The sequence below is a fragment of the Brevundimonas sp. genome, from assembly GCF_965227765.1.
GTDB lineage: Bacteria > Pseudomonadota > Alphaproteobacteria > Caulobacterales > Caulobacteraceae > Brevundimonas.
On record NZ_OZ245778.1, the window covers coordinates 805129 to 828960 of the forward strand.

The following is a 23832-nucleotide window of genomic DNA, read 5'->3' on the forward strand; positions in this document are numbered from 1 at the left end:
CGTCTTTAGTGCTGATGCATGAAAACGAGAAGGCCGAGGCCGATCAGGGCGACGCCCAGCACCGCCCCCTCGTAGCGCGCCCATCGCTCCAGCCGCAGCGCCGAGGCTCCGGCCCGCGCCAAGGTGGTGAAGACCGCCATGCCCATCACGGTCCCGAGGGCGAAGGCGGCGGTCAGCAGACCCAGCGCGCCCAGGCCTTCGTGTGCTGACGACATATAGATGGGCAGCAGCACCTCGCCCGGCGACACCGCCAGCATGACCACCAGCCCCCAAAAGGCGGCGGCATGGGATACGGTCGGCTCGCTCAACTCCAGTGTCGCCCCATTGGCGGCCAGCGGGGCGGGACGGCGAACGGCGGCGCGGACCAGATAGAAGACGCCGAAGCCCAAGAGCAGCATGGCCGAAAGCGCGGGCATGAGGCCGGTCACGAACTGGTCCAGGGCCAGCCCCGCCGCCACGATCAGGCCGCCCAGAACCGCGGTGGTGCCGATATGGGCCAGACCCGCCGTGGCGACAGCCGCCAGTGTGCGGCCCAGCGACCAGTGCTGGGCGCGCCCGACCAGGACGAAGGGCAACCAGTGGGTGGGCAAGGCGGCGTGCAGGAAGGCCGCGACGAATCCTCCGCCCAGAAGCGATAGCAGCACATCGAATTCCAGGGCCGGGGGCGTCATTGACGATCCCTGTAGCGTGTTACTTTATAACAGTCGAGGGGAAATCTTCGGGAAGGGCGGTCGTCAGGCGGCGTCGCCCTCATCGAAGACCAGGGGTTCGTCGGCGGGGGGCAGGCAGGTCTGGTCCACCGGCTCCGTCGGGTCGCGCAGGAAGTCGCGAGCAGCGCGGGCGGCGCAGGGGCTCTGGCGGGTCACGCCGTGGGTGGCGTTGGTGACGATCATGACCTGGCTGTTGGCATAGCCGGCGGCCGCCTTGCGCGTCAGTTCAGGCGGGCAGCCGGGGTCGATCTCGGCGGCGATGAACAGGGTCGGGATGTCGGAGCGGACCGGCGCGTTCTCGACCGGATCGGCGGCGCCCACGTCGATGGCGGCGCAGACGGCGAACAGGCGCGACAGGCTGGGGACGGAGACCTCGGCGACGGGATCGCCCGCAGCGCCGGCGGCCAGCCGTTCCTTGGATTCAAACGGCAGCTCCTCCTTGCACAGATGGGTCATCTGCTGGGCCTCGGTATAGTATTCGCGGTCCTCGGCGATCTCGGCGATGGGGCTGAAGTCGCCGGCGATGATGGCCTCCAGGTCGTGCGGCAGGCGGCGCACGCCGCGCGCGTCATAGGTGGTCTCCATCAAGAAGGCGGCCAGGTCCTCGACGGTCCAGGTCTTGCCGTCCGAGCCGGTCTTGGGGCCGGCCAGCCATTCGCGGGCATTGGCCTCGAACCGGGTCTGCAGGTCGGGGTGACGGGCGCCGCACGCGGCCTGGGCCGCGCACTTGGCCAGGATGATGCGGACGGCGGTCGAGACCTGTTCCGGCGTGCCCACGGCCCAGTTGCCCTCGGGCGGCCAGGGGGAATCCATCACCACGGCGCGCACGCCCTGCGGCGCATGGGTCATGACCGCCGCCTCGATCCGGGGACCGTATGATCCGCCGTAGAGGTCGATCCGCTCCAGCCCCATGGCCTTGCGCATGTCGGCCACGTCTGCGGCGATGACAGCCGCATTATACTGGGACAGGTTCACGCCTTGGGCGGCATAGGCCTGAAGGCAGGCGATCAGCCCGGCCTCGTCCTTGGCCGAGGGCGGACCGGCGTCGGTCAGTTGCACCCCCGGACAGTCCATCGAGGGATTGCCCAGCCCGCCGCCGCGCTGGTCGAAATAGATCCAGTCCTGATCGATGGCGGCCAGAGGCCCGGCCTGTTCTGGATTGGCCGCATAGAAGCCCAGGGTGCGGCCCACGCCGCTGACCAGGGATCCGCCCGGCCCGCCGTGGAAGACGACGACGGGTGGCAAGGGCTCGCCCATGGCGTCGATGAAGGGCGTCTTGGCCTTGATCCTGGCCACGGCGATGTCGATGCGGCGGGTGGCGGGATCGCCGCGGGTCTCATCGACCGTCAGGGTCCCGCATTCGACGACGCGGTCGCCGGTCGCCCAGTCGGCCGGGCAGGGCTTGATCGCATAGACCGGCTCGGCGGCGCTGGCGGCGCCCGATCCGAACAGGCCGGTGACGGCGACGGCAAGGGCTCCCGCAAGGGGAGCAAGAAGTTGGCGGGGCATAGGGGCTTCCTCGGATCGTCTTTGGCCGGCACCTGACACCCGCCGCCCCCCATCACGCAAGCGCCGCTGCAGGAACGTTGGTCGACAGGCCTATCTGGCGGGCTTGGCGCGGCCCCGCTTCGAGCCGGTCACGCTGGCGATGGCCTTGGCCATGGTGGCCTTCAGCCCGCGCGGCTTGGGCGCCGGTTTGGTGGCGGTGACGGCCACGGCGACGGCGCGTTTGGGCGGGTCGATGTAGAGCGACTTGCGGTCCAGCGGCAGGCCGCTGGGGCCGGGGCGGCGCTTCTGGGCCACGGTCTGATAGACCAGCACCGACCCCCGCTCGAAGCTCTTCTTGAACAGGGCGAAATAGATCAGCCACAGGCGCGTGCGGGCCTGGCCGACCAGGGCATAAGCCTCCTCGCGCCGGTCGTAGAGACGGTCTTCCCAGTGTTTCAGCGTCAGTTCGAAATGCTCGCGCATATCCTCGACGTCCAGGGTCTCGAAGCCCAGACGGCCCAGGTTGGTCACCGTCATGCCGATGGTGTCCAACTCGCCGCCGGGGAAGATGAAGCGGGTGATGACCTTGGTCGTGGCGGTCGGCTTGATCGCCACCCGTCCGCCGCGCCGCACCGAGGCCTGGTGGAAATACAGACCGCGCGGCTTCAGCAGGCGCTTCATCTCCAGGAAGTGGCGCTCGTGGTTGGCGAATCCGACGTGTTCGAACATCTCGACCTGGGAGATGGCGTCGTAGGCGCCGTTCTCGGTGATGTGGCGATAGTCCTTGAGCTCAAGGGTGACCTTGTCCTCCAGACCCATGGCCTTGACCTTGGCGCGGCCGAAATCGAGCTGGGCCTGGGACAGGGTCACGCCGTGAACGGTGACGCCATAGTTCTTGGCCGCCCAGCACGACAGGCCGGCCCAGCCGCAGCCCACGTCCAGCAGCTTTTGCCCCGGCTTCAGGCGCAGCTTCTTGCAGATGCGGTCCAGCTTCTCTTCCTGGGCGGCTTCCAGCGTGGCGTCATGGTCGGTGAAATAGGCGCTGGAATAGACCATCTCCGGATCGAGGAAGAGCCGGTAGAAGTCGTTGCCGACATCATAGTGGAACTGGATGAAGTCCTGGTCGCGCCGCCCGGCCTTCTCGGCGCCCACGCCGTCCTTGCCGGTGGAATCCCAGGCCGGAAGCTCGGTCGCGCCCGCATCGTCGCCGCTGAGCAGGAAGGGGATCGCCGCCTTGGCGATCAGCATCCGGTCGACCCGCTTGGCCAGATGGATGGCGCGGCCATGGTCCCAGCGGTCGGCGGCGTCCAGCGGACTGCCGCCCTCGACGCGCAGGTCGCCCGTGCCGAACATCTCGAACAGGGTCATCAGGCCGGGCTTGAGCAGGATGCGGCGCACCACGCTGGGCCGCGCCACGACGATCTGGATGTCGTCGCGCGCGCCGGGGCCCAGCGGCAGGACCTCGCCGGTCCACAGCCGCAGCGACAGGTCGGCCTGCAGATGTTCGGCGATATGGGCCGTGATCGTGCGAGCAGCGACGATTCGCTTGTCGGTCGCCGAGGCGGCCTTGGCGACAGTGGCGGGAGCGGTGGTCATACAGGGGTGTCCTCGTGCGTGTCGTTCTTTGGCACAGGTTGCCGAAAGGGGGCTAGAGAGCGGTGTGATTTCGGGCGCACACACGGCCGGACGGCCATTTTGAGCGGGTTCCAGCGCCAATTCGCGTTGACTCCGCCGGGTCCATCCGTATATGTCGCCGCTCTTCGCCCGCGGGGTCTACCCGGCGGGCGCATTCTTTTTTGCGTTACGCTGAGGCTTCAATATGTACGCGGTGATCAAGACCGGCGGCAAGCAGTACCGGGTTCAGCCCGGCGACACCATTGTCGTCGAAAAGCTGGATGGTGATGCGGGTCAAGAACTGAAGTTCGACAGCGTCCTGATGCTGGGCGGCGACAAGGGCGTGACCCTGGGCGCTCCCCTGATCGACGGCGCCTTCGTCGGCGCGACCCTGATCGAGACCCGCAAGGGTGAGAAGATCAAGATCTTCAAGAAGACCCGCCGTCAGGGCTACCGCCGCACCAACGGCCACCGCCAGATGGAATCGGTCCTGCGCATCACCGGCATCGAAGGCGCCGGCGAGACCGCCAAGTGGGACGGCAAGGTCGATCTGACCACCAAGGCCGAGATCAACCTGCGTGCTCGTGGCCTGGCCCCGCGCGTCGCCGCTCCGGTCGAGGCCGAGGCGCCTGTCGCCAAGAAGGCTCCGGCCAAGAAGGCTGCGCCCAAGGCCGAAGCCGCCGCCGAAACCGAAGCGTAAGATTTTTCCCGCGCCGTCCGGCGCGAACCCTGATGTTACCGCGCTCCACACGCCGCAAGGCCGGTAGCGCAGCGAAGAGAGAGTTCAGATGGCTCACAAGAAATCCGGTGGTTCGTCGCGTAACGGTCGCGACTCCCATTCCAAGCGCCTCGGCGTGAAGAAATACGGCAGCGAAAACGTGCTGGCCGGCAACATCCTGGTGCGCCAACGCGGCACGACCTTCCATCCCGGCGTCAACGTCGGCCTGGGTCGCGACCACACGCTCTTCGCGCTCGAGCACGGCGTGGTGAAATTCACCAAGAAAGCCAACGGCCGTTGTTACGTATCGATCATTCCGGCCAACGACGACCAGGCTGTGGCTGCAGCCGCCGAGTAGCGCAGGCTCCCAATCAGGGTCGGCGTGCTTGCAAAAAGCAGCCGATCCGGACCAGGGAAAATATTCCGCGGGGAGTCTGGATCACCAGGCTCCCCGTTTGCGTTTCCCCGCCTTGAAGTCCGCCCAAGCCCTCCAAGGAGGCGGACGCCAGGCGAATGACAGCTGAAAGTGGACACCGGTTTCAGCGCCCGTCATTCGCCCAGCATAAGATCGAGGCGACGACCCATGTGCATCATCGAAACCTCCCCGGTCATCGAGACCCGGCGACTGATCCTGCGCGCGCCCGGCGCCCAGGACGTGACCCGTATCGCCGACATGGCCAATGACCACGACATCGCCCGCATGACCTGCCGGATGCCGCACCCGTTCGGGACCGGCGATGCAGAAGAGTTCGTCATCGCCGTGGCCGGGCAGGACCCGCGCCGCGCCTCCACCTTCGTCATCGAGCACGAGGACATGGGGCCGGTCGGCGTCATCGGTCTGTTCGAGGGCGACGAAGCCGACATGAAGCATGGCGCGCCCGAGACGGGCTACTGGATCGGTCGCGACTTCTGGGGCCGGGGCTTCGCCACCGAGGCGCTGGAAGGCGCCTTGGTCTGGGCGTCCAAGCGGTGGAAGCGTCGGGCCCTGGTCGCGGGCCACTTCGTCGACAATCCCGCGTCCGGCCGCGTGCTGGAAAAGGCCGGCTTCCTCTACACCGGCGAGACCCGGCGCAAGTTCAGCATCGCCCGGTCAGGCGAGATCGACACGCGGATGATGATCTGGCTGGCCTGAGACGGTCGCAGAGGGCTTAGGCTGCCCGCCCCAGCCCGCCTTCTGTCATCCCAGGCGCACGGCCTGGGATGACAGGGGCTATGATGACGGGTCAGGTGTTGACCGGCCCACTGTCGGTCGTCGGGATCGCGCCGCCGCCGGCGCCGGTTCCAGTCGTGTGGTGCTGGCCGGCGAAGCGCTTGCCCAGCCGACGCCGACCCCAGCCGCCGATGTCGTCCACGATGGTGAAGATCGGCGGGATGAACAGCAGAGACAGGAAGGTGGACGAGATCAGTCCCCCCACCACGGCGATGGCCATGGGCTGGCGGAACTGCACGTCTGCGCCCCAGCCGATGGCGACGGGCAGCATCCCGGCTCCCATGGCGAAGGTGGTCATCAGGATCGGTCGTGCACGCTTGTGGGCCGCGTCCATGATGGCCTCGATCCGCGACTGGCCCTCCTGCTCGGCGATGATGATGTAGTCGACAAGCAGGATCGAGTTCTTGGCCGCGATCCCCATCAGCATCAGCACCCCGATCAGGGACGAGATCGAGAAGCTGGACCCCGCGATCAGCAGCCCCAGGAAGGCCCCGGCGATGGCCAGGGGCAGGGAGGCCATGATGGTCACCGGATAGGCGAAGCTGCGGAACAGCAGAACCAGGACGGCGTACATCAGGAACAGGCCGGTGGCGAAGGCCGTGGCGAAACCGATGATCATCTCCTGGATGAACTCCTGGTCGCCGGCGGGCGTCTGGCGCACCCCGGCGGGCAGGCTCTTGACCGAAGGCAGTTGCTGCACGGCCTTGGCCGCGTCGCCGCTGCGGATGCCGTCAAGCTCGGCCGTGATGCTGGCGACGCGCGAGCGATCGCGACGCATCACCTGGGATGCCCCGGCTCCGAACTGGATGTCGGCGACGGTGCTCAGCGGCACGGACCCGCCCATGGAGGTGGGAACCCGCAGGTTCTCGATCACCGACAGGTCCTCGCGCGCGTCACGGGTCAGCCGCAGCCGGATCGGCACCTGACGGTCGCCCAGATTGTATTTGGGCAGGTTCTGATCGACGTCGCCGATGGTGGCGACGCGGACGGCCTGGGAGATCGAGCCGGTCGACACTCCCATCAGGGCCGCCTGGTCCAGCTTGGGCGTGACCAGGATTTCCGGCCGGGCGATGGCGGCGGTGTTGACCACATTGGCCAGGCCCGGAACGGTCCGCATCTCGGCCTCTACCTTGCGGGCGGCGGCCAGCAACGACGGTCCGTCGTCGCCCAGGAGCGAGAATTCATAGCGGGTGCCGTCGCCGGGTCCGCCGCCCTGTTGGGCGACCCCTGCGCCGATACGGGCCCCAGGAATGGCTTTCCAGGTGTCGACCATGGTGCGGGCGAAGGCCTGCTGGGACAGCTTGCGGTCGCCCTTGTCGACCATATCGGCATAGATGTTGGCCTGGTTGACCTCCTGGCCGCCCACGGAGGCATAGACGGAGACGACCTCGGGCCGTTCGCGCAGTTCGCGGGTCAGGCGCTGAACCACGACGTCTGTCTGGTGCAGGGTCGAGCCCGGCGGCAGTTCGACCGAGAAGGCCGCCCGGCTCCTGTCGCCCGCCGAGAAGAACTCGAACGGCAGCTTGGTCGCCAGGCCGGTGCACAGGATGAAGGCCAGGGTGCCGATGCCGAACACCTTCCAACGGTTCTTCAGGCTCCAGCTCAGCATCTTCAGATACCGCGACATCCAGAACGGATCCTTGTCGTCGTGGTCGTGGTGCTTGAGCAGATAGGCGGCCATCAGCGGCGTCAGGGTCCGCGCCACGATCAGCGAGAAGGCCACAGAGATACAGGCCGCCAGGGCGAAGGCCTTGAAGAACTGGCCGATGATGCCCGGCATGACGCCAACGGGCGCGAAGACGGCGATGATGGTGGCGGTGGTGGCCACGACGGCCAGGCCGATCTCGTCGGCGGCCTCCATCGAGGCAGGGTAGGGCGCCTTGCCGTCGCGCATATGCCGGACGATGTTCTCGATCTCGACGATGGCGTCATCGACCAGGATGCCGATGGTCAGCGACAGGGCCAGCAGGCTGATGCTGTTCAGCGACTGGCCCAGGGGTTCCAGGATGGCGAAGGTCGGGATCAGCGACATCGGGATCGCCGTCGCCGTGATCAGGGTCGCCCGCCAGTCGCGCAGGAAGATGAACACAACCACGACCGCCAGCACGGCGCCCAGCAGCAGGGCTTCCAGCGAGGCGAAATAGCTTTCCTCGATCTCTTCGACGCTGGCGGTGACCTGTTCGATGGTCAGTTCGGGATGGGCTTCGTCGATCTTGGCGACCTCCTCGCGGACGCGGTCGGCGATCTTGACCTCCGAGGCGGTGCGCGAGCGCAGGAAGTTGAAGGTCACGGCCTCCTGGCCGTTGTAGCGCGCCAGACGGCGGGGTTCGGACCACAGGTCGCTGACCGTGCCCAGGTCGCCCAGACGCACAGTGCGGCCGTCGCCCAGCGGGATCAGGGTGGCGCGCAGCTGGTCGATCGAGCCGGCGGCGCCTAGGGTGCGGATCGAGCGTTCGGAGCCGGCGATGGTCACCCGCCCGCCCGGCAGGTCGCTGTTGACGCTGCCCAGGGCCTGACTGACCGAGGCGGCGGTCAGGCCGAAGGAGGCCAGGCGGTCGGGATCCAGCTCGACGGCGATCTCGCGATCCACGCCGCCCGAGCGATTGACCTCGCCCACGCCCTGGATGGCCAGCAGGGCCCGGCTGACGTCATTGTCGACGAACCAACTGAGCTGTTCGGGCGTCATTGTCGGCGAACGGACCACCCAGGTGATCAAGGCGTCGCCGGTGATGTCGATACGCTGGGCCGACGGTTCCTGCATGTCCTGCGGCAGGTCGGCGCGCAGGCCGCTCATGGCGTTGCGGACGTCGTTGGTGGCCCGTTCGGTGTCGGTGCCCAGCTCGAACTCGATCGTCGTCACCGAGACGCCGTCGGTGATCTGGGAGTTGATGTGCCGCACGCCCGACAGGCCGGCGAGGGAATCCTCGATCAGCCGCGTGACCTGGACCTCCATCTCGCTGGGCGCGGCGCCGGGCCGCGCGGCCGAGACGACGACCAGGGGGAAGTCGATGTCGGGGTTGTTGTTGATCCTCATGTTGAGGAAGCCGTTCACCCCGGCCATGGTCAGCAGGACGAACAGCAGGATGATCGGGATCGGATTCTTGATCGACCAGGAGGAGATGTTCTTCATGGTCGGGTCCTAGCGCGCGGCCGGAGCGGCAGCCGGGACCGCGGCGGGGACCGCAGCGGGCGCCGGCGTTCCGATCGCCACCTTGTCGCCGTCGCCCAGGAAGCCGGCGCCCTCCACCACGACCCGCGTTCCGGCCTCCAGACCGCTGACCGAGGTCAGGTCGCCGGTACGCGACAGCACGGTCACCGGCTGGAACCGGGCGCGGCTGTCTGCGCCCATGACGAAGACCCCGGCGCGGTTCTCGCGGTACAGGACCGCAGGCGTCGGCACGGTGATGGTGGGCTGAGAGCCCACGTCGATCTGGGCGCGGGCGAACATGCCGGGGCGGAAACCGCCGGCGCCCGAGAGGGCGACGCGGGCGATGCCCAGGCGGCTCTGGGGATCGACCTCGGGTGTGACGATGCGGACGCTGCCGGTCGTCTGGCCGACCTGGTCGGAGGATACGGTGGCGGGCTGGCCTGCGCGGATCAGGGCCAGTTCGGTTTCGGGCACCTGAGCGTCCAATTCCAGGCGGCCGTCGCGGACCATGCGGAACATCTCGGTCCCGGCGGCGACGATCTGACCCTTGGTCACGCTGCGGCTGATGATCAGGCCCGAGACGGGCGCCCGCAGCGTCGCCTGGCTGAGGCGGGTCTGGGTTTCGGACAGGGCGGCGCGCGAGGCGGCGACCCCGGCGGCCGAGGCGCGCTGGTTGGCCAGGGCGGTGTCCAGCGAGGCCTGGCTGAGGAAGCCGCGTTCCTTCAGCTCCTGGGCGCGGGCCAGGGCGGCGTCGTCGCGCGCGGCGTTGGCCTCGGATGTCTGCACCTGCGCCTGCTGCTGGCGCAGCTGGGCCCGCAGCAGGGCGTCGTTCAACTGGACCAGAGGCTGTCCCTGGCGGACGTAGGAGCCTTCATCGACCAGCACGGCCGTCGCCGTCAGACCGCCGACCTCGGCGCCGACCGGCACCTCTTCCCAGGCGGTGACGCTGCCCGAGGCCGTGACGATGCGCGGCTGGCTGGTCAGGGCGGCGGTGGCCACGGTCACCGTCTGGCTGGCCGCGTGGGTCTCGTCGGTCTTGGCCTTGTCGCCGCCGCCGCACGACCCCAGAACCAGGGCGGCGGAAACCATCAGGGCGGCTCGGGTCATGGTGATCATCGCCAAGGCTCTAGTCCTGTGTCTGGTGCGTCTCGGGACCGAAGACCGGCCTGGAGACGGGCCTGGCGCAAACCGGGCCGAAAATGGGTCGAGGCATCGCCTTCGGCGCCGCCGTTGCAGCCTGGCTTATTACCGCGTTCGTTCAGGCTTCTCAAACCGTGAGCCCCGCCATTACGACGAAGTAATCTGCCGCGAAAAGCGTTCCAGAGGCGTGAACGCACAAGCCCTCCGTTGGCGTTCGCGCCGCCCCCATGCTAACCGCGCCCTCACATGACGACGCCCCCCATTTCCCGCATCCGCAACTTCTCGGTGGTCGCCCATATCGACCACGGCAAATCCACGCTGTCCGACCGGCTGATTCAGTTCACCGGCGGCCTGACGGCGCGCGAGATGTCGGCTCAGGTCCTTGATAACATGGACATCGAGAAGGAGCGGGGCATCACCATCAAGGCGCAGACCGTGCGCCTGAACTACCGGGCCAAGGACGGCGAGGAATATATCCTCAACCTGATGGACACCCCCGGCCACGTCGACTTCGCCTATGAGGTCTCGCGCTCATTGGCCGCATGCGAGGGATCGCTGCTGGTGGTCGATGCGTCGCAGGGGGTCGAGGCCCAGACCCTGGCCAACGTCTATCAGGCCATCGACAACAACCACGAGATCGTGCCGGTCCTCAACAAGATCGACCTGCCCGCCGCCGAGCCCGAGCGGGTTCGCGAGCAGATCGAGGACGTCATCGGCATCGACGCCTCGGACGCGGTCATGTGCTCGGCCAAGTCGGGCATCGGCATCGAGGATGTGCTTGAGGCGATCGTCACCCGCCTGCCGGCGCCCAAGGGCGACCCGGACGCGCCGCTGAAGGCCATGCTGGTCGACGCCTGGTACGACCCCTATCTGGGCGTCGTCCTGCTGGTCCGCGTCTTCGACGGCGTGCTGAAGGCCGGCCAGCGCATCAAGATGATGCAGCACGGCACCACCCACCTGGTCGACCGCGTCGGCGTCTTCCTGCCCAAGAACACGCCTGTGGACCAACTGGCCGCAGGCGAGGTCGGCTTCATCACCGCCCAGATCAAGGAGGTGGCCCAGGCCGCCGTCGGCGACACCATCACCGACGAGAAACGCCCCACCGCCGAACCGCTCAAGGGCTTCAAGGACGTGCAGTCCGTGGTCTTCTGCGGCCTGTTCCCGGTGGACGCCGCCGATTTCGAGGACCTGCGCGCCGCCATCGGCAAGCTGCGCCTGAACGACGCCTCCTTCACCTTCGAGATGGAATCCAGCGCCGCGCTCGGATTCGGCTTCCGCTGCGGCTTCCTGGGCCTGCTGCACCTGGAGATCATCCAGGAGCGCCTGAGCCGCGAGTTCAACCTCGACCTGATCGCGACGGCGCCGTCGGTGGTCTACAAGATCGGCCTGCGCGACGGGACCGAGATCGACCTGCACAACCCCGCAGACCTGCCCGACGTGATGCAGATCGAGACCATCGCCGAGCCCTGGATCAAGGCCACCATCCTGACGCCCGACGAATACCTGGGCGGCGTGATCAAGCTGTGCCAGGACCGTCGGGGCTCTCAGGTCGAGCTGTCCTACGTCGGCAACCGCGCCCTGGTGGTCTATGAGCTGCCGCTGAACGAGGTCGTGTTCGACTTCTACGACCGCCTGAAATCCATCTCGAAAGGCTATGCCTCGTTCGACTACGAGATCACCGACTACAAGGTCGGCGACCTGGTGAAGATGTCGATCCTGGTCAATGCCGAACCCGTCGACGCCCTCAGCATGCTGGTCCACCGCGGCCGGGCCGAGACGCGTGGACGCGGCATGGTCGAGAAGATGAAGGAGCTGATCCCGCCCCACATGTTCGTCATCCCGATCCAGGCGGCCATCGGCGGCAAGATCATCGCCCGCGAGACCGTCCGGGCGCTGCGCAAGGACGTGACGTCGAAATGCTATGGCGGCGACGCGACCCGCAAGAAGAAGCTGCTCGAGAAGCAGAAGGCCGGCAAGAAGCGGATGCGTCAGTTCGGCAAGGTCGAGATCCCGCAGGAAGCCTTCATCGCCGCCCTGAAGATGGACGACGATTGATCGACGCTTCGGCCCTTAGCGCCGACGCGCCCTGATCCTGGCCCACACCACCACGCCGACTGCGGCGGCCAGCAGGGCTGAGCCGATCAGGTCCCATGCGCCGTCCTGTAACAGTGCGCCGACCAGGCCGATCAAGGCCAGGACCCCAAGGATCAGCGGGATGGCGAAGATGGCGCTGAGTGACTGATGATGGCCGATGGACTTGCGGCTCATGCCGCACCCTCCGGTCTGGCCCGCCTGCGCTTGGCCAGCCACAGATAGACGCCTGACCCCAGGATGATGATCGTGGCCAGGTCCAGCAGGGCCCAGACGATCTTCAAGCCCAGGCCCCCGTAGTCGCCGAAATGAAGCGGCTGGGACAGGCTGAGCACCTTCACATACCAGGGAGCGGGCGCCACGGCGGCCAGCTGGCCGGTGCGGGCGTCGATCAGGGCGGGCGTGGTCAGGTGGGTCGTCAGAGGCGTGTCGCCGTGGAAGAAGACGGCATAGTGGTGGTCGGTCGAATAGTCCGTGCCCGGAAAGGCGACGAACTGCAGGGTCTTGCCGGGCAGGGCCTGACGGGCGCGTTCGACGGCGGCGTTCAGGGACGCGCGCTCTCCGGGGCGGGCGGGCGCGTCATAGGCCTGGGTCAGCTCCTTCAGCGCCGTATCCTTCCAGTAGGCCAGGATGGGGGTGGCCAGGGTGTTGACCACGCCCGTCGCGCCCACGACCAGAACCCAGGCCACGGTCACCGCGCCCAGCAGGTTGTGCCAGTCGAGCCAGCGGGTCCGCGCGGCCTTCTCCAGACGCAGGGCCCCGAAGGGCAGGCGGCGCATGAAGGGTGCGTAGAGCACCACGCCCGAGACCACGGCGACGATCAGCAACAGCCCCATGGCGCCCAGGAACAGCATCCCCGGCAGGCCCAGGAACATGTCGGTGTGCAGCTGAAGCAGGAACTCCATGACCGGGTGGCCGGCGACGGGCGGGGCGGCATCGCCCGTAGTGCGGTCGATGGGCTGAAAGCTGTAGCGACCGGCGGGCGCATCGGGGGCGCGGCTGGTCACGTTCACGACGGGACGATCCTCGTCGAAGCTCATGAAGGCGGGGACCTCGCCCGGCTTGCGGGCCAGGGCGACGGCCAGGACCTGATCGAGGTCCAGAACCCGCGCGGGATCGACGTCCTGATCCCATGTCTGGGCATGGGCGTCGCGCAGCAGGACCTCGTTGATCTCGTGGGTGAAGACCAGAGGCAGGCCGGTGATGCAGAGCATCATCAGGAAGATGGTCGAGACCAGGCTCGACCATTTGTGGGTCCAGGACCAGGCGCGGATAGTGCGGGCTTGCATGACCCTATCCTAACGCCCGATCAGAACTCCGCCGAGATCGAAACGGTGAAGGACCGGGGCGCGCCCAGGGTCAGGTAGTTGGCGCCCGGATAGCCGCCCACGGCGACCCACTGGTTCTCGTCGGCGATGTTCTCGACGCGGGCGCGCAGGGTCAGGGGCTTCTCGCCGGCGACGAAGGCATAGCGGACGCCGGCGTCGAACCGGGTCCAGTCGCCCAGTTCCACGGCGTTGTCGGCGCTGACGGCCTGGCTGCCGGTATAGACGGCGCGGCCTTCGAGGGTCAGACCGGTGAGGACAGGCACGTCCCATTCCACGTTCAGCGTCGACTGGAACTCAGGCACGCCGATGGCCGACTTGCCGACCAGGGCGGGCGACAGCGAGCGGGTGATCTCGGATTCGATCCAGGTGGCGCCGCCGATGATGCGAAGGCCGGTGACAGGCTCGCCAAAGAGGCTGAGCTCGACGCCCTGGTTCTCCTGCTCGCCGCCGTCCGAATAGATCGCCGTGGCGGCGTCGAAGGACTCGCCGGGCAGCAGGGTGCGGAAGACGCTGAGCGAACCGCCAAAGGCGCCGCCGTCATACTTTGCGCCGACCTCGACCTGCTCCGAACGGAAGGGCGCCAGCACCTCTCCGGCGTTGGCGACCGGCACGCCGTTGACGACCGCTGGGGCCGTCTTTCCGGGCTGAAGCGCCTCGGCGTAGTTGGCGTAAAGGGAAATGCTGTCGCCGGGCTTGTAGACCAGACCGAAGGCCGGGGTCGTGGCGTCGCCCGAATAGCCCGAGCCGAAGGCGCCGGTGTTGTAGTCGAAGGTCTTGGTCTCGATCTCCTGATAGCGAACGCCGACGGTGGCCAGCAGGCGGCCGTCGAGGAAGGAGATCATGTCGGCGACGGCGACGCTGGAGGTCTTCACCCGCTCGGTGACATTGGGGTTGGAGAGGTCGCCGCCGACGAAGAAGTCGGCCGCCGGGGCGGCGACGTCGACGGGGGCGTACAGGTCGGTGGCGAAGCCCGCGAAGTTGGAGAAGGCATAGGCGTTCTTGGACTTCACGCGCACCTGCGACGCCGAAGCGACCAGGGTGTGGCCGATGGCGCCGGTGGTCAGGTCGGCGCGGACGCCGATGTCGCCCGACCAGACGGTGTCTTCGCGAACATTGTCGAAGCGGTAGGCGGTCAGTGAGCCGTCAGGGGCGGCGTTCGGGTTGGCCAGGACATTGTCTTCCTTGCCGCTGCGTCCGCCGAATGCGGCCCAGGCGGTGACGCTGTCGGTCAGGTCGAACTCGCCGCGTGCGGCGCCGAACAGCTGTTCTTCGTCCGTATAGGTCCAGGGCTGGGCGAAGTTTGTGTCCGCCGACGGCGGGGTCGGCACGGCGCCGTTCGGCGTCACGCTAGGGCGCGGGGCGGTGATGTGATGGTCCTGCCAGCCCAGGTCGGCCGAGAAGCGGGCGCGGTCGCCACGGCGATCCAGACCCAGGCCGATCAGGCCCAGTTCGCTGCCGGAATCCTCGACCGAGCCCTCGCCCGAGCGGCCGGCGAGGTTCAGGCGCACGCCGTATGCGCCGTTGTCGCCAAAGCGGCGCGACAGGTCGGCCGCGCCATAGATCTCATCCGTGCCCGACCAGCCGGCGGTCATCCGCGTCAGGTCTTCGTTCCCCGCACGCTTGGGGACCAGGTTGAAGGCGCCGCCGACGCCGCTGCCGCCGGGGGCTGCGCCGTTCAGGAAGGCCGTCGCGCCGTGGAAGACCTCGACCCGCTCGACGAACTCGGACGCCACGAACTGACGCGGCAGGACGCCGTACAGACCGTTATAGGTCATGTCGTCCGAATAGACCGGCAGGCCCCGGATCACATACAGCTCCTGGAAATTGCCGAAGCCCTTGGACACGCGGACCGCCGGATCGTTCTGCAGGATGTCGCCGATGCTGCGGGTCTGCTGATTGCGCGCCAGTTCCTCGGTGTAGCTGGTGGTGGCGAAGGGGGTGTCCATGGCGTCAAGGGCGCCGAACAGGCCGACCCGACCGCCGCGCGCGACCTGGCCCCCGGCATAGACCGGCGGCAGGGAGACCTGGGATCCGGTCACGATGACGTCCGACAGTTCAGTGGCGTCGGCGTCCTGAGCCTGGGCTTGTCCGGCGAGGACGAGCAGGGCGGAGGAGGCGAGGAGGACGGAGCGCAGCATCGGAACAAGATTCCTGAGAATGATAACGCGTCGCACTAGTCCTGCTGTCCGGCCGATGCAAGGCTCTTGCGGTCTGTCCAGCGGACTGAGCGCGGTCGCGCCGTGGACGTGATCCATTCGCCACAGCCGAGCTTGGCGGAATCCGGCCGCGCCCAGAGAAAAAGGCCCCCGCCGCAGAAGCGACGAGGGCCAAGGTCAGGAGGGGAGGTGGTTGGAACGGGCCGCAGCCCGTTCCGGCAGGCTAGTAGGTTGCGCGCAGTTCGATGCCGAAGGTGCGCGGAGCGTTGAAGTTGCCGTAGTCGCCGATCGTGGAGCGGTTCGACGGGTCGCGGCGATAGACGTAGGTTTCGTCCAGCAGGTTGCGCGACCACAGGGCCACTTCCATCGTCGGGCCGCCGGCGGTGGTCTGGATATCGGCGATGGCCAGGCGGGCGTTGACGATGAAGGACTTGTCGTTCTCGACTTCGAACTGTTCGAAGCTGTGCGACGCGTCGGCGTAGTTGGCGTCGATGTGGGCGCGGAAGGTGGCGCCCATCAGCGGCGATTCCCAATCGGCGGCCACCGTGCCCGCGTTTTCGGGCGTGTAGATGATGAAGACCTGCTGGCTTACGCCGTTGAACGGGTTGACCGTGTCAGGGACCGTGGCGTCGGTGTAGGCGTAGGAGGCCGAGAAGCGCAGGTGTTCGGTCGCCTGGAACTGACCTTCCAGCTCGAGACCCCGGATTTCCGTGGTGCCGGGGGCATTGATCGTTTCGACGGTGTTGCGGCTGGAGCCGGTGATCGGGTTCACGGTGACCAGTGTGAAGTCGATCTGGCTGTCGGTCCGGTCCATGGCGTAGATGGCGGCGTTCAGGCGGACCCGGCTGTCGAACAGGTCGCTCTTCAGGCCGATTTCATAGGCCTCGACCTCTTCCGGGTCGAAGGAGCGGTAGGTCAGCGAGCGCGAGGACGCGCCGCCTGCGCGGTAGCCGGTCGAGTATTTGGCGTAGACATTGACCTTGTCCGTCAGGTCATAGGCCAGGGTGACCAGCGGATCGAAACGGTCGACCGAGGTTTCGAAGGTCAGGTCGGTGGCGACGTTGTTGACGATCTCCAGCTTGCCGTCCTTGTCGTCCCAGGTGTAGCGGCCGCCGACCGTCAGGTGCAGGGCGTCGGCTGCGGCGGGCGTCCAGGTCGCCTGGCCATAGACGGCCTTGGATTCGGAATGCGCCGTCGACGCCCGGTCCAGGAAGCGGAAGCCGCGCTGGGTCGGCAGGGGATCGCGGATCGTATAGGCGGTGCCGTCGGCGTTCCAGGTGTTGGTCGAGGGCGTCGCCGCGTCGTCAGACACGGTTTCCTTGAAGTAATACAGGCCGCCGACGTATTCGATGCTGTCGCCCAGGTTGCCGACCGCCTGCAGTTCCTGGCTGAACTGGTGCTGCCAGAAGCCGGCCAGCGAGTAGCGGCTGAAGTTGCCGTTCGGCACGCCGATGGGCGGACGGTGGGCGCCGCCGATGTTGTCCCACTGATCCACGTCGACTTCACGATAGGCGGTGATCGAGCGGATCTCGAGGTTGTCGCTCGGGCGCCAGGACAGGTGCAGATCGACGCCCTGGGTGTCGTCGACGCTCCACTGCTGCGGCACGCCGATGTCGGCCTGGGTCATGCGGTCTTCGCCCTCGACCTGAACCAGGGGGGACAGGTCGCGGATGTTTCCGCTGCCGACGGTGGATGATCCCGAAACGACCGGGGAGTTGAAGGGCAGAACGTTCAGGCCCAGCGGGTTGAAGTTCAGCAGTTGGCTGTAGAAGGGGGTGTTCTTGTCCTTGCCGATATCGGCCGCCAGGACGGCGGTGAAGGCGTCGCTGGGGGTCCACATGATCTGGGCGCGCACGCCGCGACGGTCGTATTCGCCGAAGCCTTCCTCACCGGACAGGATGTTTTCGGTCACGGGACCCTGGACCGATATGACGCCGTCCACCTTGACCGCGAAGTCGCCGAACGAGGGGAAGTCGACGTGCAGTTCCGAGTTGTAGGCGTTCAGGTTGCCGAGGCCGGCGATGGCGCGAACGCCGAACTCGCCTGAGGGCCTCTTGGTGACGAGCGACAGGGCGCCGCCTTCGGTGTTGCGGCCGAACAGAGTGCCTTGCGGGCCCTTCAGGACCTCGACGCGCTCGATGTCGAGCAGCGAAGCGGCCAGACCCTGCTGGCGGGCCAGATAGACGCCGTCGATATAGACGCCGACGCCCTGTTCGCGGGCGGGCTGGTTGGCGTCGTTGGGCACGATGCCGCGGATGCCGATGGTCAGGGCCGACTGGCGGGCCTCGAAGGTGGTGATGCGCAGGCCGGGAACCGAGCCGTCGGCCAGGTCCATCAGGCTCTGGACGTGGCGGTTGGCCAGGTCTTCCGAACCCACGACCGAGATCGAGATCGGCGTATCCTGCAGGTTGGTCTCGCGCTTGGTGGCGGTGACGACCACGTCGGTCAGGCTGTAGACGTCGGGGTTCTCCAGATCGGGAGCGACGTCGGGAGCGGGAGCGGTCGCGACATCGGACGCGAGGGCGGTCGAGGCCGGCGCGATGGCGATCAGCGCGGCGCCCAGGAGGAGGCGGAGTTTGAGACTGTTGCGGCGGTTCATTTTGGTTGTCCCCGAGTGAGGGGCGAGCATCTAGCGCGGCTTCATGTCGCAGATGTTTTGCTGCGGCGACGGTTCGGTGCACCTTTTGAGACAGGGTTCGACACGCAAGCGTCGCGGAAACGACACGCACGCCGGACGAAATTCGATCCGCGTTGCGGGCGGGTCGGCGGCGACGAAATCTAATCGGATGCGGCAGGTCTTTTCGCGTTTCCTTGACGCCGGGATGGTCGATGGAGACGGTGCGCCAATGGGCGTAGCGCAAGAAGGACGAGGGCGACTGTCGCGACCGCCGCCCCGAACGAGATGACCACCCAATGACCGCAGTATCCCTGATGGCTGACGAGCCGGCGACCACACCGCCGCTGCTCTCCGCAGCGCGGCTGACGCACCTGCAGCAGCTGGAGGCCGAGAGCATCCAGATCATGCGCGAGGTGGTGTCCGAGACCGAACGCCCGGCCATGCTGTATTCCATCGGCAAGGACTCGGCCGTGATGCTGCACCTGGCGGCCAAGGCCTTCTATCCCTCGCCGCCGCCCTTTCCCCTGCTGCATGTCGATACGACGTGGAAGTTTCGCGCCATGTACGAGATGCGCGAGCGGACGGCGGCCAAGTACGGCTTCGACCTCAAGGTCTGGAAGAATCCCGATGCGGTGGCCAAGGGCATCAACCCCTTCGACCACGGCTCGGCCCTGCACACCGACCTGTGGAAGACCGAGGGGCTGAAGCAGGCGCTGGACCACTATGGTTATACCGCCGCCTTCGGAGGCGCGCGGCGTGACGAGGAGAAGTCGCGGGCCAAGGAGCGGATCTTCTCCTTCCGCTCGGCGGGTCACCGCTGGGATCCCAAGAACCAGCGGCCCGAGCTTTGGCGCAGCTACAACACCCGCGTGGCGCCGGGCGAGACGATCCGCGTCTTTCCCATCTCCAACTGGACCGAGCTGGACATCTGGCAATACATCCACCTGGAGAACATCCCCATCGTGCCGCTGTATTTCTCGGACGTGCGTCCGGTGGTGGAGCGCGACGGGACCCTGATCATGGTCGATGACGACCGCATGCCGCTGCGTCCCGGCGAGGTCCCGCAGATGAAGTCGGTGCGGTTCCGGACCCTGGGCTGCTATCCGCTGACGGGGGCGGTCGAAAGCACCGCCGATACGCTTCCGGCCATCATTCAAGAGATGCTGCTGACCACCACCTCCGAGCGTCAGGGGCGGATGATCGATCACGACCAGGCCGCCTCGATGGAGAAGAAGAAGCAGGAGGGCTATTTCTGATGGCGCATCAGTCCGACCTCATCGCCTCCGACATCGACGCCTATCTGGAGGCGCACCAGAACAAATCCTTGCTCCGCTTCATCACCTGCGGCTCGGTGGACGACGGCAAGTCGACCCTGATCGGGCGGCTGCTCTATGATTCCAAGATGGTCTTCGAGGACCAGCTGGCGGCGCTGGAAGCCGATTCCAAGCGCATCGGCACCCAAGGCGGCGAGATCGATTTCGCCCTGCTGGTCGACGGCCTGGCCGCCGAGCGCGAACAGGGCATCACCATCGACGTGGCCTATCGGTTCTTCTCGACCGAGACGCGCAAATTCATCGTCGCCGACACCCCCGGCCACGAGCAGTACACCCGCAACATGGTCACGGGCGCCTCGACGGCGGACGCGGCGGTGATCCTGATCGATGCGAGGAAGGGCGTGCTGACCCAGACGCGTCGGCACTCCTATCTGGTCAGTCTGCTGGGCATCAGGCACGTCGTGCTGGCCGTGAACAAGATGGACCTGATCGGCTGGGATCAGGCGAGGTTCGCCGAGATCGTCGCCGAATACCGCGCCTTCGCCGCCCAGATCGGGCTGAACGCCGTCACCGCCATCCCCATCTCGGGCCTGAAGGGCGACAATATCGCGACCCGTTCAGAGGCCACGCCCTGGCACGGCGGGCCGACGCTGATGGAATGGCTGGAGGCCGTCGAGGTCGGCGAAGACACCCGCGCTCAACCGTTCCGCATGCCGGTCCAATGGGTCAATCGCCCCAACCTGGACTTCCGCGGTTTCGCCGGCCTGATCGCCGCCGGCACCGTGCGGCCGGGCGACGCCGTCAAGGTGCTGCCGTCTGGGCGGACCAGCACGGTGGCCCGTATCGTGGTGATGCCTGGCGATCTGGATCAGGCGGTGGTCGGACAGTCCGTCACCCTGACCCTGGCCGACGAGATCGACGTCTCGCGCGGCGATGTGCTGGTCGCCGCCGACGCTGCGCCGGAAGTCGCCGATCAGTTCGAGACCACCCTGGTCTGGATGGACGACGAGCCCCTGCCGCCGGGCCGTCCCTATCTGCTGAAGATCGGCGCCCGCACGGTCACGGCCCAGGTCACGGAGATCAAGCACAAGGTCAACGTCAACACCCTGGAGAAACTGGCCGCCAAGCGGCTGGAGCTGAACGAGATCGCCGTCGCCAACATCTCGCTGGATCGTCCCATCGCGTTCGAGCCCTATGCGGACAATCGCGATCTGGGCGGCTTCATCCTGATCGACAAGATCTCGAACCGCACCGTCGGCGCGGGCCTCATCAATCACCACCTGCGCCGGGCCGACAACATCCACTGGCAGGCCACCGACGTCGACAAGGCGGCGCGGTCGGCGATCAAGGGCCAGCGCGGCCGGGTCGTCTGGCTGACCGGCCTGTCGGGCGCGGGCAAGTCGACCATCGCTAACCTGGTCGAGAAGAAGCTGCATTCGCTGGGGCGCCACACCTATCTGCTGGACGGGGACAATGTCCGCCACGGGCTGAACCGCGACCTGGGCTTCACCGAGGAAGACCGCGTCGAGAACATCCGCCGGGTCGCCGAGGTGGCGCGGCTGATGGCTGATGCGGGCCTGATCGTCATCACCGCCTTCATCTCGCCCTTCCGGGCCGAGCGACGCATGGCGCGCGAACTGATGGACGAAGGCGACTTCATCGAGGTCTTCATCGACACGCCCCTGTCGGTCGCCGAGCAGCGCGACGTGAAGGGCCTGTACCAGAAGGCTCGCGCCGGTGAGCTCAAGAACTTCACCGGCATCGACAGCCCCTATGAGGCGCCCGAGACGCCGGACCTGAGGATCGACACCACGGCGGTGACGGCGGTCGAGGCGACGGAATCCATCGTCCGCTGGCTGGTCAGCGAAGGCCTGTCGGAAGGCGAGGGGATCTAGCCCCGCCTTCCAAGGTCAGGGCCTAGTACCGAACCCGGATCGTCGCGCCGATGGTGCGCGGCGCGCCCAGGAAGGCGCCGACCGTGCCGGTCTGGAACGGGGCGCCGAAGGCCACCTGGGCATAGGTCTCGTCGAACAGGTTGCGCGCCCAGACCTCCAGGCTCCACGGGCCGTTGGTCGGCTCGAGCACGACCGAGCCATTGACCAGCCAGAAGTCGGGCTGGACCTTCTCGGGCGCCAGGTCCGACCCGGTGTTGTAGTCCGAGCTGTATTTGGCCGCGAGCGTCAGCCGGGCGTTCAGGCTTTCCGTCACCGGCCGCTCATAGGTCCCCGACAGGCTGGCCGACCAAAGAGGCGCAAAGTTCAGGCGATTGCCGGCCAGAAGCGGCAGGCCCGGCACCGGCTCGTCGCCATACTCGGTTTGCGCATAGATGACGCCGCCCTGGATCGACAGGCCCTGCGACAGACGGGCGGTCGCCTCGATCTCGGCGCCCACCGCCGTCACCTCGGGGATGGACCGCACCAGGAAGGTGGTGCCCAAAAAGGTGTTGAGCTGGAAGTCCTCATAGGTCTGGTGGAAGACGTCGGCGCTGACCAAAAGGCGGCGGTCCAGCAGTTCGGCCTTGGCGCCGATCTCGTAGGAATCGACGGTCTCGGTGGGGAAGTCGGTCGAGGTCTCGGGCGCCAGGGCCGTCTGGGTCCTGTCCATGTTGAAGCCCGCGCTTTTTCGACCCCGCGCATAGGAGGCGTAGGTCAGGACTGTCGGCGTCAGCTGGTATTCGACCCGCGCCAGACCCGACCATCCGTCGTCGGACAGTGTCTCGGACCGGGTCAGGTCGTTGAAGGCGGGGTTGGCCCAGGGCAGGCAGACGACCGCGTTGTTGAAGCCGTTGGTCAGGGCCGAGCCGCAGCCGACGCCATCGTCGGTGTTCTGGAAAGCGGCGTCGACCTCGCGCCGGACGCGGGTCCAGCGCGCGCCCAGGGTCAGGCCCAGGCGGTCAGTGACGTGGAATGTACCCTGGCCGAAGACGGCGGCGGTGCGGCTTTCGTGGTCATAGCGATCGACCATCCCCTCGCCCTCGACGAAGCTTTGGCCCACCGGCAGGCCGGTCAGGGTGGAGACGAAATCGGCGTCGCCGACCGGATTTCCGTCGGTGCGCGACAGCAGCCGGCTGACGTATTCCTCATAGTCCGCGCCATACAGAAGCGCGTCGCGGCGCAGCAGCTTCTCCTGCGCTAGATAGACGCCGCCGGTGTAGTCCAGCGCGCCGCGCGAGCCCGTCAGGCGCACTTCCTGGCTGAAGGTGCGGAAGCGGTTGGACCAGCGGCCGTCGTCGGGACGATAGGCGATGTCGGCCGAGGTGAAGTCCCAGTCCTGGCTTAGCGTGGCGCGCCACTCGCGGTACGAGCTGGTCGAGGTCAGCACGCCCCAGGGCGTCTCTGCGTCCACATGCAGGGCGGCGCCGGCGTCCTTGATCCGGGTATTGGTGTCGCGGTTGGCGTATCCGATGCGCGCCTCGCGATCCGGCGTCGCCATCACCCCGCCGTCGGGGCTGAGCAGGGCCAGGATGGCGGCGGTGGCGCCCGTCGTCTGCTGCACGCCGATGCAGCAGCGTTCGTCGCGCGCGGTATAGTCGGCGCTGAGGCGGGCGGTGATCTCGGCCGTGGGCGTCCACAAAAGCTGGGCGCGGGCGGTCTCGTAGGACTCGTTCTGGTCGTCCGTCGCGGTGCGAGGACCGTCGCCGGTTCGGACATCGTAATAGCCGTCGCGACGACGCACCGAGGCATAGAGACGACCCGCCAGCACGCCCTCGACCAGGGCGCCGGTCACGCTGGCCGAGCCGCCGCGCGTGCCGTGTTCCGCGACCGTGGCCTCTCCCACCGCTGCGAAGTCGAAGCGGGGACCGGCGGTGACGACATTGATGACCCCCGCCGAGGTGTTCTGGCCGAACAGGGTCGATTGCGGGCCGCGGATGACCTCGGTCCGCTCGACCTCGCCCAGGTCGCCCAGGGCCACGCCGTTGCGCGCGCGATAGACGCCGTCGACGATGACCCCGACCGAGCTTTCCAGCCCCGGATTGTCGCCCACCGTGCCGACGCCCCGGATGCGGGCGGTGGTGTAGGTCTGGTTCGAGGTCGAGGCGACCAGCAGGCCGGGCGACAGGATGGCCAGGTCCTTGATGTCCACGACGCCTGCGCCGGCCAGCAGGGGCTGGGCCGCCACCGTCACCGACAGGGGCGTGCGTTGCAGGGCGGCCTCGCGGCGTTCTGCGGTGATGATGATGTCGGACAGCTGCACCGTATCAGGCGTCGCTATGCCCTGCGCCAGGGCGGGCGTCGAAAGGGCGGCCAGCAGGAGGGCGCAGGCGGTGGCGTGGGTCGGCATGGCTGAGATGATCCTGGTGTCCGACGTGTCATCCGTCGGTGGTCATTGGGGATGCAG

The 23832-nt window shown here is 67.4% G+C and carries 15 protein-coding genes and 1 pseudogene; 6 read left to right on the forward strand and 10 right to left on the reverse strand.

Translation table 11 applies throughout. From position 1 onward, the window contains the following. Nucleotides 1–5: 5 nt before the first annotated feature. From ACO05L_RS04000 to ACO05L_RS04010, 3 genes are all read right to left on the reverse strand, one after another. Nucleotides 6–671, reverse strand: coding sequence for a hypothetical protein (locus ACO05L_RS04000; protein ID WP_421730880.1), 666 nt, complete (start codon nucleotides 669–671; stop codon nucleotides 6–8). Between the two features lie 63 nt (nucleotides 672–734). Continuing rightward, entirely contained in the window at nucleotides 735–2219 is a 1485-nt protein-coding gene (locus ACO05L_RS04005) for an alpha/beta hydrolase (protein WP_421730881.1), read from the reverse strand. Nucleotides 2220–2309: 90 nt separating this feature from the next. Beyond that, nucleotides 2310–3794 (reverse strand): class I SAM-dependent methyltransferase, encoded by a 1485-nt coding sequence (locus tag ACO05L_RS04010; RefSeq protein WP_421730882.1) that lies wholly within the window; start codon nucleotides 3792–3794, stop codon nucleotides 2310–2312. 223 nt (nucleotides 3795–4017) lie between these two features. Between ACO05L_RS04010 and rplU the strand changes: the two genes are divergently transcribed. From rplU to ACO05L_RS04025, 3 genes are all read left to right on the forward strand, one after another. Then, a complete protein-coding gene (rplU, locus tag ACO05L_RS04015; protein WP_421730883.1) occupies nucleotides 4018–4512 on the forward strand; it encodes a 50S ribosomal protein L21 in 495 nt (164 codons plus the stop codon). An 88-nt stretch (nucleotides 4513–4600) separates the two neighbouring features. Beyond that, nucleotides 4601–4888, forward strand: a complete 288-nt coding sequence (gene rpmA / locus ACO05L_RS04020) for a 50S ribosomal protein L27 (RefSeq protein ID WP_421730884.1) — start codon at nucleotides 4601–4603, stop codon at nucleotides 4886–4888. Between the two features lie 225 nt (nucleotides 4889–5113). Continuing rightward, a complete protein-coding gene (locus ACO05L_RS04025; RefSeq protein ID WP_421730885.1) occupies nucleotides 5114–5662 on the forward strand; it encodes a GNAT family N-acetyltransferase in 549 nt (182 codons plus the stop codon). A gap of 91 nt (nucleotides 5663–5753) precedes the next feature. On the opposite strand, the gene ACO05L_RS04030 is transcribed toward ACO05L_RS04025, so the two are convergent. Next, nucleotides 5754–8870 carry an efflux RND transporter permease subunit gene (locus tag ACO05L_RS04030; protein WP_421730886.1) on the reverse strand — a complete coding sequence of 1039 codons (3117 nt, stop codon included), beginning with the start codon at nucleotides 8868–8870 and terminating at the stop codon, nucleotides 5754–5756. Between the two features lie 9 nt (nucleotides 8871–8879). After that, entirely contained in the window at nucleotides 8880–10004 is a 1125-nt protein-coding gene (locus ACO05L_RS04035; RefSeq protein WP_421730887.1) for an efflux RND transporter periplasmic adaptor subunit, read from the reverse strand. Nucleotides 10005–10274: 270 nt separating this feature from the next. Between ACO05L_RS04035 and lepA the strand changes: the two genes are divergently transcribed. Beyond that, on the forward strand, nucleotides 10275–12083 hold the full coding sequence (gene lepA, locus ACO05L_RS04040; RefSeq protein ID WP_421730888.1) for a translation elongation factor 4: 1809 nt from the start codon (nucleotides 10275–10277) through the stop codon (nucleotides 12081–12083). 15 nt (nucleotides 12084–12098) lie between these two features. Here lepA and ACO05L_RS04045 read toward each other — a convergent pair whose 3' ends face one another. The 4 genes and pseudogenes from ACO05L_RS04045 to ACO05L_RS04060 form a co-directional block, all read right to left on the reverse strand. Then, a complete protein-coding gene (locus ACO05L_RS04045) occupies nucleotides 12099–12296 on the reverse strand; it encodes a hypothetical protein (protein WP_421730889.1) in 198 nt (65 codons plus the stop codon). Beyond that, nucleotides 12293–13519: pseudogene (locus ACO05L_RS04050) on the reverse strand (PepSY-associated TM helix domain-containing protein). The gene ACO05L_RS04045 and the pseudogene ACO05L_RS04050 overlap by 4 nt, the downstream one beginning before the upstream one ends. After that, nucleotides 13429–15585 (reverse strand): TonB-dependent receptor, encoded by a 2157-nt coding sequence (locus ACO05L_RS04055; protein ID WP_421730890.1) that lies wholly within the window; start codon nucleotides 15583–15585, stop codon nucleotides 13429–13431. The pseudogene ACO05L_RS04050 and the gene ACO05L_RS04055 overlap by 91 nt, the downstream one beginning before the upstream one ends. Nucleotides 15586–15826: 241 nt before the next feature. Next, on the reverse strand, nucleotides 15827–18202 hold the full coding sequence (locus tag ACO05L_RS04060) for a TonB-dependent receptor (RefSeq protein ID WP_421730891.1): 2376 nt from the start codon (nucleotides 18200–18202) through the stop codon (nucleotides 15827–15829). 314 nt (nucleotides 18203–18516) lie between these two features. Between ACO05L_RS04060 and cysD the strand changes: the two genes are divergently transcribed. Together cysD and cysN are read left to right on the forward strand one after the other, a co-directional pair. Beyond that, on the forward strand, nucleotides 18517–19476 hold the full coding sequence (gene cysD / locus ACO05L_RS04065; protein WP_421730892.1) for a sulfate adenylyltransferase subunit CysD: 960 nt from the start codon (nucleotides 18517–18519) through the stop codon (nucleotides 19474–19476). Further along, nucleotides 19476–21389 carry a sulfate adenylyltransferase subunit CysN gene (gene cysN, locus ACO05L_RS04070; RefSeq protein ID WP_421730893.1) on the forward strand — a complete coding sequence of 638 codons (1914 nt, stop codon included), beginning with the start codon at nucleotides 19476–19478 and terminating at the stop codon, nucleotides 21387–21389. Before cysD ends, cysN begins: the two co-directional genes overlap by 1 nt. A 22-nt stretch (nucleotides 21390–21411) precedes the next feature. Here the strand turns inward: cysN and ACO05L_RS04075 are convergent, their stop codons facing one another. Continuing rightward, a complete protein-coding gene (locus ACO05L_RS04075) occupies nucleotides 21412–23775 on the reverse strand; it encodes a TonB-dependent receptor (RefSeq protein WP_421730894.1) in 2364 nt (787 codons plus the stop codon). Between the last annotated feature and the right edge of the window lie 57 nt (nucleotides 23776–23832).

What these genes read in the sequence shown, in the direction of transcription:
- rplU (WP_421730883.1), top strand. Translation starts at nt 4,018, where the DNA reads ATGTACGCGGTGATCAAGACCGGCGGCAAGCAGTACCGGGTTCAGCCC.
- ACO05L_RS04005 (WP_421730881.1), bottom strand. Translation starts at nt 2,219, where the DNA reads ATGCCCCGCCAACTTCTTGCTCCCCTTGCGGGAGCCCTTGCCGTCGCC.
- ACO05L_RS04035 (WP_421730887.1), bottom strand. Translation starts at nt 10,004, where the DNA reads ATGATCACCATGACCCGAGCCGCCCTGATGGTTTCCGCCGCCCTGGTT.
- ACO05L_RS04010 (WP_421730882.1), bottom strand. Translation starts at nt 3,794, where the DNA reads ATGACCACCGCTCCCGCCACTGTCGCCAAGGCCGCCTCGGCGACCGAC.
- ACO05L_RS04055 (WP_421730890.1), bottom strand. Translation starts at nt 15,585, where the DNA reads ATGCTGCGCTCCGTCCTCCTCGCCTCCTCCGCCCTGCTCGTCCTCGCC.
- ACO05L_RS04000 (WP_421730880.1), bottom strand. Translation starts at nt 671, where the DNA reads ATGACGCCCCCGGCCCTGGAATTCGATGTGCTGCTATCGCTTCTGGGC.
- ACO05L_RS04030 (WP_421730886.1), bottom strand. Translation starts at nt 8,870, where the DNA reads ATGAAGAACATCTCCTCCTGGTCGATCAAGAATCCGATCCCGATCATC.
- ACO05L_RS04075 (WP_421730894.1), bottom strand. Translation starts at nt 23,775, where the DNA reads ATGCCGACCCACGCCACCGCCTGCGCCCTCCTGCTGGCCGCCCTTTCG.
- ACO05L_RS04045 (WP_421730889.1), bottom strand. Translation starts at nt 12,296, where the DNA reads ATGAGCCGCAAGTCCATCGGCCATCATCAGTCACTCAGCGCCATCTTC.
- ACO05L_RS04025 (WP_421730885.1), top strand. Translation starts at nt 5,114, where the DNA reads ATGTGCATCATCGAAACCTCCCCGGTCATCGAGACCCGGCGACTGATC.
- cysN (WP_421730893.1), top strand. Translation starts at nt 19,476, where the DNA reads ATGGCGCATCAGTCCGACCTCATCGCCTCCGACATCGACGCCTATCTG.
- lepA (WP_421730888.1), top strand. Translation starts at nt 10,275, where the DNA reads ATGACGACGCCCCCCATTTCCCGCATCCGCAACTTCTCGGTGGTCGCC.
- ACO05L_RS04060 (WP_421730891.1), bottom strand. Translation starts at nt 18,202, where the DNA reads ATGAACCGCCGCAACAGTCTCAAACTCCGCCTCCTCCTGGGCGCCGCG.
- rpmA (WP_421730884.1), top strand. Translation starts at nt 4,601, where the DNA reads ATGGCTCACAAGAAATCCGGTGGTTCGTCGCGTAACGGTCGCGACTCC.
- cysD (WP_421730892.1), top strand. Translation starts at nt 18,517, where the DNA reads ATGACCGCAGTATCCCTGATGGCTGACGAGCCGGCGACCACACCGCCG.